The sequence below is a fragment of the Rhodococcus sp. NPDC003383 genome (assembly GCF_053589115.1).
The window spans coordinates 49,227-64,347 of the sequence record NZ_JBSFRG010000013.1 but is presented as its reverse complement, the minus strand read 5'-3'; the positions used below and the strand labels follow the sequence as shown (position 1 = coordinate 64,347).

General features: G+C 68.2%; 14 protein-coding genes. 13 read left to right on the top strand and 1 reads right to left on the bottom strand.

Going from position 1 to position 15,121, the window contains the following annotated elements; genetic code table 11:
• A complete protein-coding gene (locus ACWDTS_RS13690) occupies window positions 1-1,959 on the top strand; it encodes an AMP-binding protein (protein ID WP_450118362.1) in 1,959 nt (652 codons plus the stop codon).
• A gap of 92 nt (window positions 1,960-2,051) precedes the next feature.
• Here ACWDTS_RS13690 and ACWDTS_RS13685 read toward each other — a convergent pair whose 3' ends face one another.
• Window positions 2,052-2,831 carry a FadR/GntR family transcriptional regulator gene (locus tag ACWDTS_RS13685; protein ID WP_450118361.1) on the bottom strand — a complete coding sequence of 260 codons (780 nt, stop codon included), beginning with the start codon at window positions 2,829-2,831 and terminating at the stop codon, window positions 2,052-2,054.
• A 105-nt stretch (window positions 2,832-2,936) separates the two neighbouring features.
• On the opposite strand from ACWDTS_RS13685, the gene ACWDTS_RS13680 reads away from it, so the two are divergent.
• The 12 genes from ACWDTS_RS13680 to ACWDTS_RS13625 all read left to right on the top strand — a co-directional run bounded on the left by ACWDTS_RS13680 (window position 2,937) and on the right by ACWDTS_RS13625 (window position 15,120).
• Window positions 2,937-4,013, top strand: a complete 1,077-nt coding sequence (locus tag ACWDTS_RS13680) for an acyl-CoA dehydrogenase family protein (RefSeq protein WP_450118360.1) — start codon at window positions 2,937-2,939, stop codon at window positions 4,011-4,013.
• A gap of 72 nt (window positions 4,014-4,085) precedes the next feature.
• Window positions 4,086-5,252 carry an acyl-CoA dehydrogenase family protein gene (locus ACWDTS_RS13675; protein WP_064065735.1) on the top strand — a complete coding sequence of 389 codons (1,167 nt, stop codon included), beginning with the start codon at window positions 4,086-4,088 and terminating at the stop codon, window positions 5,250-5,252.
• Window positions 5,252-6,001 carry an SDR family NAD(P)-dependent oxidoreductase gene (locus ACWDTS_RS13670; RefSeq protein WP_006934208.1) on the top strand — a complete coding sequence of 250 codons (750 nt, stop codon included), beginning with the start codon at window positions 5,252-5,254 and terminating at the stop codon, window positions 5,999-6,001. Before ACWDTS_RS13675 ends, ACWDTS_RS13670 begins: the two co-directional genes overlap by 1 nt.
• Window positions 6,001-7,194: a thiolase family protein gene (locus tag ACWDTS_RS13665; protein WP_450118359.1), complete on the top strand. Its 1,194-nt coding sequence runs from the start codon at window positions 6,001-6,003 to the stop codon at window positions 7,192-7,194. The genes ACWDTS_RS13670 and ACWDTS_RS13665 overlap by 1 nt, the downstream gene beginning before the upstream one ends.
• Window positions 7,194-8,432, top strand: a complete 1,239-nt coding sequence (locus ACWDTS_RS13660; RefSeq protein WP_450118358.1) for an acetyl-CoA hydrolase/transferase family protein — start codon at window positions 7,194-7,196, stop codon at window positions 8,430-8,432. The genes ACWDTS_RS13665 and ACWDTS_RS13660 overlap by 1 nt, the downstream gene beginning before the upstream one ends.
• A 30-nt stretch (window positions 8,433-8,462) precedes the next feature.
• A complete protein-coding gene (locus tag ACWDTS_RS13655; protein ID WP_085470559.1) occupies window positions 8,463-9,386 on the top strand; it encodes a hydroxymethylglutaryl-CoA lyase in 924 nt (307 codons plus the stop codon).
• A gap of 55 nt (window positions 9,387-9,441) precedes the next feature.
• On the top strand, window positions 9,442-10,200 hold the full coding sequence (locus ACWDTS_RS13650) for an SDR family NAD(P)-dependent oxidoreductase (RefSeq protein ID WP_085470558.1): 759 nt from the start codon (window positions 9,442-9,444) through the stop codon (window positions 10,198-10,200).
• A gap of 114 nt (window positions 10,201-10,314) precedes the next feature.
• Window positions 10,315-11,172 carry a 1,4-dihydroxy-2-naphthoyl-CoA synthase gene (menB, locus tag ACWDTS_RS13645; RefSeq protein ID WP_450118357.1) on the top strand — a complete coding sequence of 286 codons (858 nt, stop codon included), beginning with the start codon at window positions 10,315-10,317 and terminating at the stop codon, window positions 11,170-11,172.
• Window positions 11,173-11,236: 64 nt separating this feature from the next.
• Window positions 11,237-12,022 carry an enoyl-CoA hydratase/isomerase family protein gene (locus ACWDTS_RS13640; RefSeq protein ID WP_450118356.1) on the top strand — a complete coding sequence of 262 codons (786 nt, stop codon included), beginning with the start codon at window positions 11,237-11,239 and terminating at the stop codon, window positions 12,020-12,022.
• Window positions 12,023-12,027: 5 nt separating this feature from the next.
• Window positions 12,028-12,978 carry an EamA family transporter gene (locus ACWDTS_RS13635; RefSeq protein WP_450118355.1) on the top strand — a complete coding sequence of 317 codons (951 nt, stop codon included), beginning with the start codon at window positions 12,028-12,030 and terminating at the stop codon, window positions 12,976-12,978.
• Window positions 12,979-13,060: 82 nt separating this feature from the next.
• Window positions 13,061-14,251, top strand: a complete 1,191-nt coding sequence (locus ACWDTS_RS13630; RefSeq protein ID WP_450118354.1) for a CaiB/BaiF CoA transferase family protein — start codon at window positions 13,061-13,063, stop codon at window positions 14,249-14,251.
• Between the two features lie 59 nt (window positions 14,252-14,310).
• Window positions 14,311-15,120, top strand: a complete 810-nt coding sequence (locus ACWDTS_RS13625) for an enoyl-CoA hydratase/isomerase family protein (protein ID WP_450118353.1) — start codon at window positions 14,311-14,313, stop codon at window positions 15,118-15,120.
• The last annotated feature ends 1 nt before the right edge of the window (window position 15,121 follow it).

Genomic DNA, 15,121 nt, shown 5'->3' with positions numbered 1-15,121 from the left:
ATGTCCGACTACACCTGGATCCCCACCACCGACTACGTCGATAACGCCAACGTCACCCGGCTCGCCCGCGCGCACGGCCTCGGCGGCCTGGACGAGTTGCGTGCCCGCTCCGTCGCCGACGTGCGGTGGTACTGGGATGCGGTGGTCCGTGATCTCGAGCTGCCGTTCCAGGTGCCGTATCGCGAAGTTCTCGACACCTCGCGCGGCATCGAGCATCCCGACTGGTTCGTCGGCGGTAGGACGAACATCGTCGACGCCTGCCTGCGGCGCTGGGTCGCCGATCCGGTGGCCGCCGAGCGGCTCGCCGTCGTGCACGAGGCGGAGGACGGAACTGTCCGCACGCTGACGTATCGCGAGCTGGGGGCGGAGGTCGAGCGTGCCGCCGCCGGACTGCGGGAGCTGGGAGTGGGCCGGGGCGACGCGGTCGCCCTGTTCCTGCCGATGATTCCCGAGGCCGTCGTCTCGGTGTACGCCGTCGCCCGGCTCGGTGCGGTTCTCGTGCCGCTCTTCTCGGGGTTTGCTCCCAGCGCGATCGCGTCCCGCATTCAGGATGCGGACGCGAAAGTGGTGGTCGTCGCGGACGGCACCATCCGCCGGGGCAAGTCGGTCGCGATGAAGCCGGCCCTCGACGAGGCCCTGAAGACCTGCCCCACCGTGGAGTCGGTGGTCGTGGTCGACAACGTCGGCGCCGGAACAGGGTCGGGTGAGCGCGAGATGTCCTGGACCGGACTGCTCGCGAGTCGTGATGCGGGTCCGATCGAAGCGATGGACGCCTCCGAGCCGTTCGCGCTGGCCTACACGTCCGGCACGACCGGCAAGCCGAAGGGCGCCGTACACACCCACGCCGGGTTCCTGGTGAAGACGGCGAGCGAAGTGGCGTACTCGTTCGATCTGAAACCGGGCGGGGTGTTCTGTTGGATCACCGACATGGGCTGGATCATGGGTCCGTTGTCGATCGTCGGCACGCATGCCAATGGTGGGACGCTGTTGCTGTACGAGGGTTCACCGGACGTACCGGACCGGGACCGGCTGTGGCAGCTGACCGAACGGCATCGGGTGACGATGCTCGGAGTTTCTCCGACGCTCATCCGGACGTTGCGCGGGCAGGGAAGCGAGGTCGCCGCCCGGTATGACCTGTCCTCGGTGCACACGATCGGCTCGACCGGGGAGCCGTGGGACCCGGACTCGTACGAGTGGCTCGCACGCGAGGTGTTCGGTGGCCGCGTCCCGATCATCAACTTCTCCGGCGGTACCGAGGTCGGCGGGTCGTTCCTCGCGCCGTATCCGGTGCAGCCGATCCGCAGCTGTTCGCTGGGCGGTCCGTCGCTGGGCATGGATGTGGACGTCGTCGACGATGCTGGCCGTCCGCTGCGCGGTGAACAGGGCGAGCTGGTGTGCCGGCAGCCGTGGCCGTCGATGACCCGCGGGGTGTGGAAGGACGAGGAGCGGTACCTCGAGGCGTATTGGTCGACGTTCCCCGGTATGTGGCGGCACGGAGACTATGCGCTTGTCGACAGCGACGGGCAGTGGTACATCCGGGGCCGGTCCGACGACGTCATGAACGTGGCCGGCAAACGCTTGGCCCCAGCGGAGGTCGAGGCGATCCTGACCGCGCACCCGGCAGTGTCGGAGGCCGCGGCGGTCGGTGTCCCGGACCCGAAGAAGGGGGAAACGGTGTGGGCGTTCTGGGTGCCCCGCGCGGATGCGGACGGGACGGACATCTCGGGGGAGCTGGCCGCCAGTGTGGCCGCAGAACTGGGCAAGCCGTTCGCGCCCAGCGTGGTTCACCGGGTGTCACGTCTGCCGAAGACACGGTCGGCGAAAATCCTGCGCCGCGCGGTGCGGGCGGCGGCGCTGGGCACCGATCCGGGAGACCTGTCCGGTGCCGAGAACCCGGAGGCGGTGGAGGAGATACGCGCCGTGGTGACCGGTGCCGAGCTGGGCGCCGTAGGGACGTAGGCGACGCGATGGCCCCCATACCGAAGTGGTATGGGGGCCATCGTGTCCCTCGGGGTGAGGGGGACTCCTGCGAGCCTGGACGGGGACGTCGCTCAGGACTCCTGGTCCAGTGGAATGTCGGTGCGCTCTTCGAACTCCCGGATCGACTCGGCGTACGAGTGAACGTGGCGGCTCATGCGACGGACCGCAGCATCGGGGTCGCGGTCTCGGATCGCTCTGGTGACCGAACGATGCGCCTTCACGGTGATCTCGCGGACCTTCTCGTCGATGAAGCCCTCGTTCTCGGTGGCAGCGTAGATGGCACGGGACAGCGAGATCATCAGACCTGACAGCAGTTCGTTGTGGCTCGCGCTGGCGACGGCGATGTGCCAGTCGACGTTGGCCTGGAGGAACGTGTCGAGCTTGTCTCCGGCGGCTGCGATGTCCTCGTTCGCGGCGTCGAGCCGCGCGAGATCCTCGTCGGTCCGATGGCGGGCGGCCAGTTGCGCGCAGAACGGTTCGATCGCCTCGCGCGTTTCGAGCAGCGCGCCCAGGCGGATCTGGCGTCCTCGGATGAGCAGCGCCACGGTGTCGGCCATCGACTGCTCGCCGGGTCGCTGGACGAAGGCACCCCCGGCGCGTCCCGCCTTGATTCGTACCAGGCCCTGTACCTCGAGGATGCGCAGAGCCTCGCGCACCGTGGTCCGGCTCATCTTCGTCTGGACGACGAGTTCGCGTTCCGGGGGAAGCGGGGTCCCTTCGGTGTATTCGCCGCTGAGGATGCGTTCGCGCAGCTCGTTGGCAAGAACGTCCGACGCCTTGGGAACCTCCATCGGAGTCAGCTGGATGGAGGAACGTCCGGTCCGGGTCGTGCTCGGTGCGGCTGGTGACATGACTCCCCGCCCTCTCTGGTCTAACGGTCAGACCTAATATACCATCGAATCGTCGCTGCATTCATCTTGCAGGGTATTCCCCGACTCATCGAGAGGACCAGTTCCATGCGTTGGGAGCTGTCAGAAGAGCAGGAAATGTTCACCGAAGCCCTCGGCGGCTGGCTCGAGCGGTTCGCGGCACCCGCGAACGTCCGGAAGTGGGGCGAATCGGGTGAACCTGCAGAGTTCGAGCGCAGATTCGTGGAGGAGGGGTGGTTCTCGGCCGGCCTGCCGGAGGATGTGGGCGGACAGGGGGGCGGTCTGCTCGAACTCGCGCTGACCGCCGAGGCACTGGGCCGGTGTGCCGCCCCGGCGAGCGCGTGGACCGCGTCGGTGCTCGCGGCCCCTCTGTTGCCGCCTGACGTCGCCGACGCGGTGCTCACCGGTGGCGAATTCGCTGCCCTGGCACTCGATTCCAGTCTCCCCCTCGGGCTCCGCGACGCCGTGCGCGTCGACGAACGAGGGGCGCTGACCGGTCGCGTGTCCGCGGTGCTCGGCGCCGAACGGGCCGCCCGGCTCGTCGTCCCCGCCGAGGGGAGCGAGGGAGCGGCCCTCTATCTCGTTCGGGTCGCAGACCCGGGCGTCACGGTCACGCCGCGGCGTTTCCTCGATCCGTCCCGGGGCGCGGCGGACGTACGGTTCGAGAACGTCGTCGCGCAGCGCCTCGACGTCGACGCGCCGGCCGCGCTGGCCGACGCGGGGTTGCGCGCCGCCGTGCTCGTCTCCGCGGACGCGCTCGGGGCGATGGAGCGGATGCTGCGGTTGGCGGTGGACTACAGCAGAACACGCCACCAGTTCGGTGTGCCGATCGGTTCCTTCCAGGCGATGAAGCACGCTGCCGCAACGATTCTCGTGTCCGTGGAGGCGGCTCGGTCCATCGCCTACTATGCCGCGGCCTCGGTGGATCTCGGCCTCGAGGAGCGCGCGATGCATGCGGCGATCGCGAAGGCGCAGGTGACCCGGAGTGCGGTCCAGGCCGCCGACAGTGCGCTCGTGATGCACGGCGCCATCGGCTACACGTGGGAGCACGACCTGCAGCTGTTCTACAAGCGCACCAAGCTCGACGAGAAGCTGTTCGGAAGCCCGGAGGTGTGGAACGAGCGTCTCGCTCGGGATCTGCCTCTTCTGCCGGCGGCCGGCTGACCACCGTTGACTAAATGGTCTGTCCTTTAGTAACTTAATGCCAAACGGTAGCGACGACGACGGGACTGTGTTGTGGACTTCGATCTGACCGAGGATCAGGCAACGATCCGAGATGCGGTACGAGAACTCGCCGGCAAGTTCGACGAGCAGTACTGGGTGGAGAAGGACGCCGCCCACGAATTCCCCACGGAGTTCTACGACGCGTTCGCCAAGGGCGGCTGGCTGGGCATCACCACCCCCGAGGAGTACGGAGGACACGGCCTGGGCATCACCGAGGCCTCGATCCTGCTGCAGGAGGTCGCCGCGTCCGGCGCCGGCATGAACGGCGCCAGCTCGATGCACCTGTCGATCTTCGGCATGCACCCGGTGATCGTGCACGGCTCCGAGGAACTCAAGCAGCGCACCCTGCCCCGCATCGTCAACGGAGACCTGCACGTGTGCTTCGGGGTCACCGAACCCGGCGCGGGCCTGGACACCACCAAGATCACCACCTTCGCGCGGCGCGACGGCGACAAGTACATCGTCAACGGACGCAAGGTGTGGATCTCGAAGGCGATGGAGTCGGAGAAGATTCTCCTGCTCACCCGCACCACCAAATTCGAGGACGTGACGAAAAAGACCGACGGTCTCACGCTCTTCCTCACCGACCTGGACCGCTCGAAGGTCGAGATCCGCCCCATCAAGAAGATGGGCCGCAACGCCGTCACCTCCAACGAGTTGTTCATCGACGGACTCGAGATCCCCGTCGAGGATCGGGTCGGCGAGGAGGGCAAGGGCTTCAAGTACATCCTCGACGGGCTCAACCCGGAACGGATGCTCGTCGCCTCCGAGGCCCTCGGCATCGGCCGCGCCGCCCTGCACCGCGCCACCCAGTACGCCACCGACCGTGAGGTGTTCGGCCGTCCTATCGGCATGAACCAGGGCATCCAGTTCCCCCTCGCGGACTCCCTCGCCCACCTCGACGCCGCCGAGCTCGTCCTGCGCAAGGCGACCTGGCTCTACGACAACGGCCGCCCCTGCGCCCGCGAGGCCAACATGGCCAAGTACCTGTGCGCCGACGCCGGCTTCCAGGCCGCCGACCGCGCCCTGCAGACCCACGGCGGCATGGGCTACTCGGAGGAATACCACGTCGCGCGCTACTTCCGTGAGGCGCGCCTGACGCGCATCGCACCACTGAGCCAGGAAATGGTTCTCAACTACCTCGGCGAGCACGTGCTCGGCCTCCCCAGGAGCTACTGATGTTCGAACTCACCGGAAGATCCGCCCTCGTGACCGGCGCGGGCAGCGGCATCGGCGCCTCCGTCGCGCACGCGTACGCCGCCGCCGGCGCTGCCGTCCTCGTCACCGATGTCGACGAGGACGCGGCCGCCGCCGTCGCCGCGGAGATCACCGCCACTGGCGGTACCGCCAAGTCCGCCGTGCTCGACGTCCGCAACGCCGCCCAGGCCGCGGCCGCGGCGGAGCAGGCCGCCGCCCTCGGGGGCGGCGTCGTCAACATCCTGGTCAACAACGCCGGGGCCATCGCACCCGCGATGTTCCCGAATCTCGAGGAGGACGACTTCCGCCGCATCGTCGACATCCACCTCGTCGGCAGCTACGTGTGCAGCAAAGCCGTGCTGCCCTATCTGCCGGAGGACGGCACCGGGCGCGTCATCAACGTCACCTCCGCCGCCGGCCTGCAAGGTACCATCGGCCAGGCCAATTACGGGGCGGCCAAGGCGGGCATCATCGGCCTGACCAAGTCGCTGGCCCGCGAGCTCGCCCGCAAACAGATCACCGTCAATGCCATTGCGCCCCTTGCAGCCACGCCGATGACCGAGAACATCCGCAGCAACGACAAGCTCGCGGCCAAGACCCTCGAGCGTGTCGCGCTGAGGCGCTGGGCCGAGCCGAACGAGATCTCGGCCAGCTTCGTGTTCTTCGCCTCCGACGGCGCCTCGTACATCACGGGCCAGGTGCTGCCCGTCGACGGTGGAACGGTGATCTGATGACCAACGCAACCAACCCGTTCCAGCGCTCCGCGCGCGAGGTGATCATCGCCGAAGCGGCTCGCACCCCCATGGGCCGATCCCACGCCGAACGCGGATGGTTCCGTGATACGCATCCGAACGAGATGCTCGGCACGGTCTACACGGATCTGATCCGCCGCAGCGGTCTGGCCCCGGCGGCAGTGGAGGACCTCATCGTCGGTTGCACCGCGCCCTTCGGTGAGCAGTCCCGCAACATCGGCCGCAACGCATGGCTGCAGGCCGGATACCCGCCCGAGGTGCCGGCCGTCGTCCTCGACCGCCGTTGCGGCTCCGCGCAGACCGCGGTCGAGATGGGTGCCGCCCTCGTCGGGTCCGGCACGCACGACCTCGTCATCGCCGGCGGTGTCGAGCACATGGGCCACGTGCCGATCAACTCCCCGGCCAAGATCTCCGAGTTCTACGGCGATCCGTGGCCGGCCGAGTTGCGGGAGAAGTACGACTTCGTGCACCAGGGCGAGAGCGCCGAGCTCATCGCCGACCGGTGGGGCATCGCCCGGCAGGAGATGGACGAATTCGCCGTGCGATCCCATCGTCTGGCGACCGAGGCCATCGAGGCCGGGCGGTTCGACGAAGAGATGATCCCCCTCGAGCTCGACGGCGAGTTCCGCAGGACCGACCAGACCGTCCGGCCCGGCACGAGCCTGGATACCCTGGCCGGCCTGAGGACCGCGTTCCGGGAGAACGGCCGGATCACCGCCGGCAGTTCGTCGCCGATCTCGGACGGCGCGGCCGGTGTCCTGCTCGCCTCGCGGGACGCGGTCGAGACCCACGGTCTGCGCGCCCGCGCCCGCATCCTCGACCAGACCACGGTCGGAGTCGACCCGATCATCATGCTCACCGGTCCGATTCCGGCAACACAGAAGCTGCTCGACCGCAACGGGATGACGATCGACGACATCGACCTCTTCGAGATCAACGAGGCGTTCAGTTCCGTGGTCCTGGCCTGGGAACGCGAACTCAAGCCCGACATGGACCGGGTCAACGTCAACGGCGGCGCGATCGCGCTCGGGCACCCGGTCGGCGCCACCGGCGCCCGTCTCATCGCGACGATCGTCGCCGAACTCGAACGTCGCGACGCCGAAATCGGACTGGTCACCATGTGCTGCGGTGGCGGACTCGGAACCGCCACCCTGATCCAACGGATCAACTGATGATCGACCTCACGCCCCACGTCCGGGCCGGCGACGGAATCTGGTGGAGCCAGACGAGCGCGGAACCCACCCCGCTCGTCCACGCCCTGCTCGACCAGCTCCCGTCGATCGGCCCGGTCCGGGTGTTCGTGGGACTGACCTGGGACCGCCGACTCACCGAGCAGACCCCGGACGAGTTGTCCGTCGTCTCCTACGGCGGGCTCGGTGAACTGCGCCGGCTCAGCCAACGGGACCGGCTCGAGGTCGTGCCCTGCCACTACGGGGCATTGCCCCGGCTGTTCGCCGAGCACCGCCTGCCGTGCGACGTCGGGTTCGTGCAGGTCGCTCCTCCCGACGCCGACGGCAACTGCTCGCTCGGCGTCGGCGTCGACTACGTCGCCGACGCACTCGAGCACACCCCCGTCCTGATCGCCGAGATCAATCAGCGCATGCCGAGCACCCACGGTGCACCCGCGATCCCGCTGTCGCGGTTCGCGGCGGTCGTCGAGACCGACCGGCCGCTGCTCGAAGCGCCCGACCGTGAGCCCGCCGCCGTCGAGACGGCGATCGCCCGGCACGTCGCCGGCCTCGTCGAGGACGGTGACACCATCCAGGTCGGTGTGGGCACGCTGCCCTCGGCGGTGCTGGCGGCTCTGGAAGGACATCGGGACCTCGGCCTGCACTCCGGCATGATCTCCGATGCGGTGCTGCGGCTGATCGACAAGGGCGTGCTGACCGGTGCGCGCAAACAGATCGACATCGGACGCCACGTCACCGGGGCGGCGCTGGGCACGGCCACGCTGTACGAGCGCCTGCCGCACCTGCCGGTGGAATTCCGTCCCGCCAGCTATACCCATGCGCCGCAAGTGCTCTCGCAGCTGACCGCGCTCGTGTCGATCAACTCCGCCATCGAGGTCGACCTCACCGGGCAGGTGGGGGCGGAACAGGCCGGAGCCACCTACGTCGGCGCGGTCGGCGGACAGGTGGACTTCTCCCGGGCCGCGGCCCTGACCGGGGGCCGCTCGGTCATCGCGTTGCGGTCCACCGCGCGGGGCCGCTCGTCGATCAAGCCGGCCCTCCAGTTCGGATCCGTCACCACGGCCCGCGCCGACGTGGACTACGTCGTCACCGAGCACGGCGTCGCCGAACTGCGGGGCTGTTCGCTCGCGGAACGGGCCCGACGAATGATCGCGGTCGCAGCCCCGGAGCATCGCGAGCAGCTGGACATCGCACTGACCGAGCACGACCTTGCTTCGTAGCGGAGCGAGCGGAAACGAGGAGTGAACGCCATGACGCGTCCCCAACGGGTACAGATCCGAGAAGTCGGTCCGCGCGACGGCTTCCAGAACGAGCCGGAGACCATCCCGACCGACGACAAGGTGCGGCTGATCAACGCCCTCGGGCGCGCCGGCCTGAAGCGGATCGAGGTCGCCAGTTTCGTGCGGCCCGACGTCATCCCGCAGCTGTCGGACGGGGTGGAGGTGCTCAGCCGCATCGACGTGCCCGACGACGTGAGGCTGATGGTCCTCGTGCCGAACAGCAAGGGACTGGACAACGCGCTGAAGGTGCGCGACACCTTCCACGAGATCGCGATCTTCGTCAGCGCGTCCGAAACCCACAACAAGAAGAACGTCAACCGCACCGTCGACGAAACCATGGCGGACAACGACAGCATGGCTCGCCGGATCGTCGCCGAGGGCCTGCACTGCGCCGCGGTCATCGCGACGTCGTTCGGATGCCCCTTCGAGGGCAAGGTGGAGCTGAAGCGGGTGTTGGACCTGGCGGAGAGATTCGCCGAATCCGGAGCCACGGAGATCGGCTTCGGTGACACCACCGGCATGTGCAATCCGGCCTACGCCTCGGAGTTCTTCGCCGCGGCCATCGAACGCCTGCCCGGCGTCGAGGTCACCGCGCACTTCCACAACACCCGCGGCCAGGGCCTCGCGAACGCCTTCGCCGCGCTCGAGGCGGGATGCGCGAGCTTCGAGTCGAGCTTCGGTGAACTGGGCGGCTGCCCCGTCCCGGTCGGTTCGACCGGCAACATCGCCACCGAGGACCTGGTGAGCATGTTCCACGAAATGGGCGTGGAGACCGGCCTCGACCTCGACCTGGTCATCGACGCCGCTCGCGAAGCTCAGCAGGTCCTGGGCCGCAAGCTCACCAGCCACTCGATCGTGGCCGGCCCGATCCAGTGGGCCGCGGGCGTGCGCTGACGCCCTCGTCCCCGGTACGACTTCGATATCAGAACCGACAACACGGAGTGAAATCATGAGCAATCGAGTCGCATTCGTCACCGGCGGCGCGCAGGGCATCGGCAAGGGAATCTCCGATGCGCTGGGTGCCGCGGGCTTCCGCGTCGCGGTCGCCGACCTCAACCTCGAGGCCGCGGAGGAGACCGCGGCCGCCATCCGCGAGGCCGGAGGCCAGGCAATGGCCGTTCCGGTCGACGTGACGGACACCGAGTCCGTGCAGGCGGCGGTCAAGCAGGTCGCCGAGCAGTTCGGTCCCGTCGAGATCGTCGTCAACAATGCCGGGTGGGACGACTTCATGCCGTTCCTGAAGACCGACGAGGCGTTCTGGGACCGGATTCTCGAGATCAACTTCAAGGGTCAGCTGCGGGTCGTCCAGGCGACCCTCCCGGGCATGGTCGAGCGGGGCTGGGGGCGCGTCATCAACATCGGTTCGGACGCCGGACGCGTCGGCTCGTCGCTCGAAGCGGTGTACTCGGGTGCCAAGGGCGGCATCATCGCGTTCACCAAGACCCTCGCTCGTGAGGTCGCCACGAAGGGCGTCACCGCCAACACGGTGTGCCCCGGCCCGACGGACACCCCGGCCCTGCGCAAGTTCGCCGACAACTCCGGTCAGGAAGCCGACAAGGTGATCGCCGGCATGACCCGCGCGGTGCCGATGAAGCGGCTCGGCAAGGCCACCGACATCGGCGCCGCCGTGGCGTTCTTCGCCTCCGACGACGCGGAGTTCGTCACCGGCCAGACCTTGTCCGTCAGTGGTGGTCTCACGATGGCCTGACGGTCATTGGTCGGTTCTCACCCCGACAGCGCGGTCCGGAACCTATCCGGCCCGCGCTGTCGTGCGTTTGCGGATCTGTTAACGATCGTTTGCAGGAAAGCCTATGATCGGGATATGGCGAACAATTGCACTACAACGAATTTCGTGGAATGGACTCCGCTCGGGGAGTACGAGGACATCCGGTACGAGCACAGCGGCGACGGGATCGCAAAGATCACGATCTGCCGCCCGGAGGTGCGTAACGCGTTCCGGCCGCAGACGTTGATGGAGATCTCCGACGCGTTGGTCGATGCCCGGGAGGACTCCTCAATCGGCGTCATCGTGCTGACCGGGGAAGGACCCGATGCGTTCTGCTCGGGAGGTGACCAGCGGGTGCGCGGAGACACCGGCTACCTCACCGAGCCAGGTAAGGCCGGCGGTGTGGGACGCTTCCATGTCACCGACCTGCAGATCCAGATCCGCCGACTGCCGAAGCCGGTGGTGGCCATGGTCGCCGGGTATGCGATCGGTGGCGGGCACATCCTGCATCTGGTGTGCGATCTGACGATCGCGGCGGACAACGCCCGCTTCGGCCAGGTCGGTCCCAAGGTTGGTTCCTTCGACGGCGGGTACGGCGCGGGTCTGCTCGCGGAGTTGGTCGGGGTGAAGAAGGCGAAGGAGATCTGGTTCCTGTGCCGTCAGTACGATGCGCAGCAGGCTCTGGGGATGGGGCTGGTCAACACCGTAGTCCCGTTGGCCGACCTCGAGCGCGAAACCGTCCAATGGTGCCGCGAGATGCTCGAGCTCTCCCCCTTCGCGCTGCGCCTGATGAAGGCCAGTTTCAATGCGGCGGAGGACGGGATGGCCGGCATCCAGCAGCTCGCCCACGATGCGAATCTGCTCTTCTACTCGACGGACGAGGCGAAGGAAGGGCGGGAGGCGTACAAGGCGAAGCGCCGTCCGGAGTTCGAAAAGTTCCCGCGTCGGCCGTGACCTTCCTTTTCGGTCCAACAATTAGTATGGTTGGGTCATTGTTGGACCGGACAGGATGGTGTGCATGTCGGAAACCGCTACGCCCGCAGTCGCATGGAGTGACGTCGCCGCCGGCGTCATGACGATCACGCTCCAGCGCAGGCCTGCGAACGCCCTGGGCCTGCCGATCATCGACGGCCTGAACGCGGCGCTGGACGCCGCCGATGCCGACGGTTCGGTGAAGGTGATTGTCGTCCGATCGGACATTCCCGGCTTCTTCGCTGCAGGGGCGGACATCAAGCACATGTCGTCGGTGGACGCGGAGTCGTTCACCGCCTACGGCGATCGGCTGCGCGGGGCACTCGACCGGCTCGCGTCCGCCGACCGGATCACGATCGCCGCGGTGGACGGCCTCGCCCTCGGAGGCGGCCTCGAACTCGCGATGGCCTGCACCCTGCGGGTCGGCGGTGCGGACGCGAAGTTCGGGCTGCCCGAGGTCAAGCTCGGCCTCATCCCCGGGGCCGGCGGTACCCAACGTCTCCCGCGTCTCGTGGGCCGGGGCCGTGCGCTCGACATCATGTTGACCGCCCGGCAGGTCCCCGCCGACGAGGCCCACGCGATCGGACTGATCGACCGGCTCGTCGACGCCGGCGGCGCGACGGATGCGGCGCTCGCTCTCGCGGCCGAGCTGTGCACGATGTCGCTGCCCGCGCAGCGCGCCGTCATCCGGACGGTCGACGCCGCGTTCGACACTCCACTCGACGAGGGTTTCCGCTTCGAGGTCGCCCAGGAGCAGGACCTGTTCGAGAGCGGGGAGGCGAAGGAAGGCATCACCGCGTTCCTCGAGAAGCGCATCCCGCGCTTCGCCTGAGCGCCGTGCCGTCCGGATCCGCCGGGCGCGGAGTGATCGCACTCGCGCTGTCCCTGGTCTACCTGATCTGGGGATCGATCTACCTCGCGATCCGCCTGGTCATCGAGGAGGTGCCGCCCCTCGGATCGATGGGTGCGCGATTCCTTCTCGCCGCCCTGCTGATGGCCGTGTTCCTCGCCGTGCGTGGCGGCTGGAGGCGGCTGCTCGTCACCCGGCGTGAAGCCGGCGGTGCCGCGTTTCTCGGGGTCCTGCTGCTCGCGTGTGGAAACGGCTTGACGTCGGTCGGCCAGTTGCACGGCGTGCCCTCCGGAGTGACGGCGCTTCTCGTCGCGATGGTGCCTGTGTGGATCTGCCTCTACCGTGCCGTGTCCGGCGACCGCCCGCGAGCTCTCGAACTGGCCGGTGTCGGGGTGGGCCTCGTCGGCCTGGCCGTGCTGGTGCTGCCGACCGGCAGCGAGCGTTCGAGCCTTCCGTTGGTCGGTGTGGCGGTCATCGTGCTGTCGAGCCTGTCGTGGTCGTTCGGATCCTGGATCAAGCCGAGGCTCTGGTTGCCGCAGGACGTGTACGTGGGCGCGACGTATCAACTCCTGGCGGCCGGTGCGGCGATGATGCTGGCGTCGGTGGTAACTCGCGAGCGCTTCGGGGGTGAGATCGGACTGCGGGCCTGGGGCGCGTTCGGCTACCTCGTGGTCCTCGGTTCGGTCGTCGGATTCACCGCGTACGCGTGGCTGCTGCATCATGCACCGCTTCCGCTGGTGGCGACCCACACGTACGTGAACCCCGTGGTGGCCGTCGCCCTCGGATCCGTCGTCCTGTCCGAGCCGGTCACTCCTGCGCTGCTCGTCGGTGGCGTCGTGGTCCTGGTGTCCGTCGTATTGGTGGTGAGTGCGCAGGCTCGGTCCCGGCGTGGGCGCGCTGCCGACCGCTCGGGGGAGACGAGCCTGGTCCGCGGCTGACCGGAGCATTCCTGTGTTCTGGGAGCCTTCCCTGAACCACAGCAAGGTATTATTATCAGACCAAATTTGGGGAGGTGCAGCAATGACGCAGAACGGCACGAAACGCTCGTTCACAGGTCCGCTGTCGGGTCTGAAAGTGGTCGAAATCGGTTCGATCGGCCCGGGGCCGTTCTGCGCCATGCTGCTGGCCGATCTCGGTGCTGATGTAGTGCGGGTCGACCGTGCCACCGGCGCGGGGTTGGTCGGGCCGAACGCGGATTTCCGCACCGAACTGCTGCACCGGGGACGCCGGTCTCTTGCCGTCGATCTCAAACATCCGGAGGGGGCGGAGGTGGTGCTGTCGCTCGTGACGGACGCCGACGTGCTGATCGAAGGCTTCCGCCCCGGCGTCACCGAGCGCCTCGGGATCGGACCGGACGACTGTGCCCAGCGCAATCCGCGGCTGATCTACGGACGCATGACGGGCTTCGGACAGGACGGCCCGCTCGCGCAGCACGTCGGTCACGACATCAACTACGTGGCACTCAGTGGAGCCCTGTCGCTGATCGGACGCCACGGTCACCCGCCCACTCCGCCGCTCAGCCTGATCGGCGACTTCGGCGGGGGCGGAATGCTTCTCGCCCTGGGAATATTGTCTGCGCTCTTCGAGAGACAACGCTCGGGCACCGGGCAGGTGATCGACGCCTCGATGGTGGAGGGCGCCGCCCTCCTTGCGACGCCGTTCTTCGGCTTCACACAGAGCGGATCCTGGAACCGTGAACGCGGCACAAACCTTGTCGACAGCGGCGCACCCTTCTACGACGCCTACGAGACCGCCGACGGCAAATGGCTCTCGGTCGGCGCGCTCGAACCGCACTTCTACGCCGACCTCGTAGCCCTGCTGGGCCTGCCCGACGATCTGCCGGATCAGAACGACCGCGCGCAATGGCCGCAGATGAAAAAGCTGTTCGCCGACGCCGTGCGGGGTCGCACCCTCGCGGAGTGGCTCGACGCGGCCGAAGGACACACACCGTGCGTCGCGCCCGTCCTCGACGTCGACGAGGCGCCGACGCATCCCCACCATGTCGCCCGCGGGACCTTCGTCGAGGTCGACGGACTCGTCCAACCGGCCCCCGCGCCCCGGTTCAGCCGCTCGGCGGCGGCGGTGGACCGCCGTCCGCCGGGTCCGGGGGAGCACACCACCGAGATCCTGACCGACTGGGGAATCGACCCCGACCGCACCGACCAATGGCTGCGTTCCGGCGCGGTACGACAAACCCCCGCCGAAGCCTGACCGATCACACGAACTCACCGCGCCCACCCGGAACCGCCGGACCGAAAAGGAGTAAACCCGTGACCGAACCCACGACATGGGACACGTTCACGCTCGAGCGACCCGAACCCGGGATCGCCGTCGTGACGTTGAACCGTCCCGAACGAATGAACTCGATGACGAACACGATGTTCGTCGAACTCGAGAAGGTGGCCTTGCGCCTCGATCGCGAGGACGACCTGCGGGTGGTGATCCTCACCGGGGCCGGCAAGGCGTTCTGCGGCGGGTTCGATCTCGACGACGCCGAAGGCCTGGCGTCGTTGACGCCGATGGGGATGCTCGATCAGCAGGAACTGGCGGCGCGGGCGCTCTCGGCGATCCGCAGCATCCGCGTTCCGGTGATCGCGGCGGTCAACGGCGCGGCGGCCGGTGGAGGACTGTCCCTGTCCCTGGCTGCCGACATCCGGATCGGCTCGCCGGCCGCGCGGTTCAACGCGGCGTTCGTGCGAATCGGCCTCTCGGCCGGGGACCTGGGCGCCTCCTGGCACCTGACCCGGTTGATCGGCCCGGCGCGGGCCGCGGAGTTCGCGTACACGGGCCGATTCATCGAGGCCGTCGAGGCGGAGTCGCTCGGGCTGCTGAACGCGGTGGTACCCGCCGAGTCGCTGCTCGACGAGGCGCTCGCGATGGCGCGTCTCATCTGCGCGAACTCGCCTGCCGGCGTGCAGCTGTCGAAACGCGCACTGCACGCGAACATGGAGGTGTCGTCCTACGCCGCGGCGCTCGAACTGGAGAACCGTGGCCAGGCGCTGCTCACCCGGGGTGAGGACATGCCCGAAGCGCTGGCCGCGTTCAAGGACAAGCGCAGCCCGAAGTTCACGGGCCGGTGAT

Bases quoted from the DNA above. Each gene is read 5' to 3' on its own strand.
- ACWDTS_RS13690 (WP_450118362.1), top strand. From the start codon at position 1: ATGTCCGACTACACCTGGATCCCCACCACCGACTACGTCGATAACGCC.
- ACWDTS_RS13685 (WP_450118361.1), bottom strand. From the start codon at position 2,831: ATGTCACCAGCCGCACCGAGCACGACCCGGACCGGACGTTCCTCCATC.
- ACWDTS_RS13680 (WP_450118360.1), top strand. From the start codon at position 2,937: ATGCGTTGGGAGCTGTCAGAAGAGCAGGAAATGTTCACCGAAGCCCTC.
- ACWDTS_RS13670 (WP_006934208.1), top strand. From the start codon at position 5,252: ATGTTCGAACTCACCGGAAGATCCGCCCTCGTGACCGGCGCGGGCAGC.
- ACWDTS_RS13665 (WP_450118359.1), top strand. From the start codon at position 6,001: ATGACCAACGCAACCAACCCGTTCCAGCGCTCCGCGCGCGAGGTGATC.
- ACWDTS_RS13660 (WP_450118358.1), top strand. From the start codon at position 7,194: ATGATCGACCTCACGCCCCACGTCCGGGCCGGCGACGGAATCTGGTGG.
- ACWDTS_RS13655 (WP_085470559.1), top strand. From the start codon at position 8,463: ATGACGCGTCCCCAACGGGTACAGATCCGAGAAGTCGGTCCGCGCGAC.
- ACWDTS_RS13650 (WP_085470558.1), top strand. From the start codon at position 9,442: ATGAGCAATCGAGTCGCATTCGTCACCGGCGGCGCGCAGGGCATCGGC.
- menB (WP_450118357.1), top strand. From the start codon at position 10,315: ATGGCGAACAATTGCACTACAACGAATTTCGTGGAATGGACTCCGCTC.
- ACWDTS_RS13640 (WP_450118356.1), top strand. From the start codon at position 11,237: ATGTCGGAAACCGCTACGCCCGCAGTCGCATGGAGTGACGTCGCCGCC.
- ACWDTS_RS13630 (WP_450118354.1), top strand. From the start codon at position 13,061: ATGACGCAGAACGGCACGAAACGCTCGTTCACAGGTCCGCTGTCGGGT.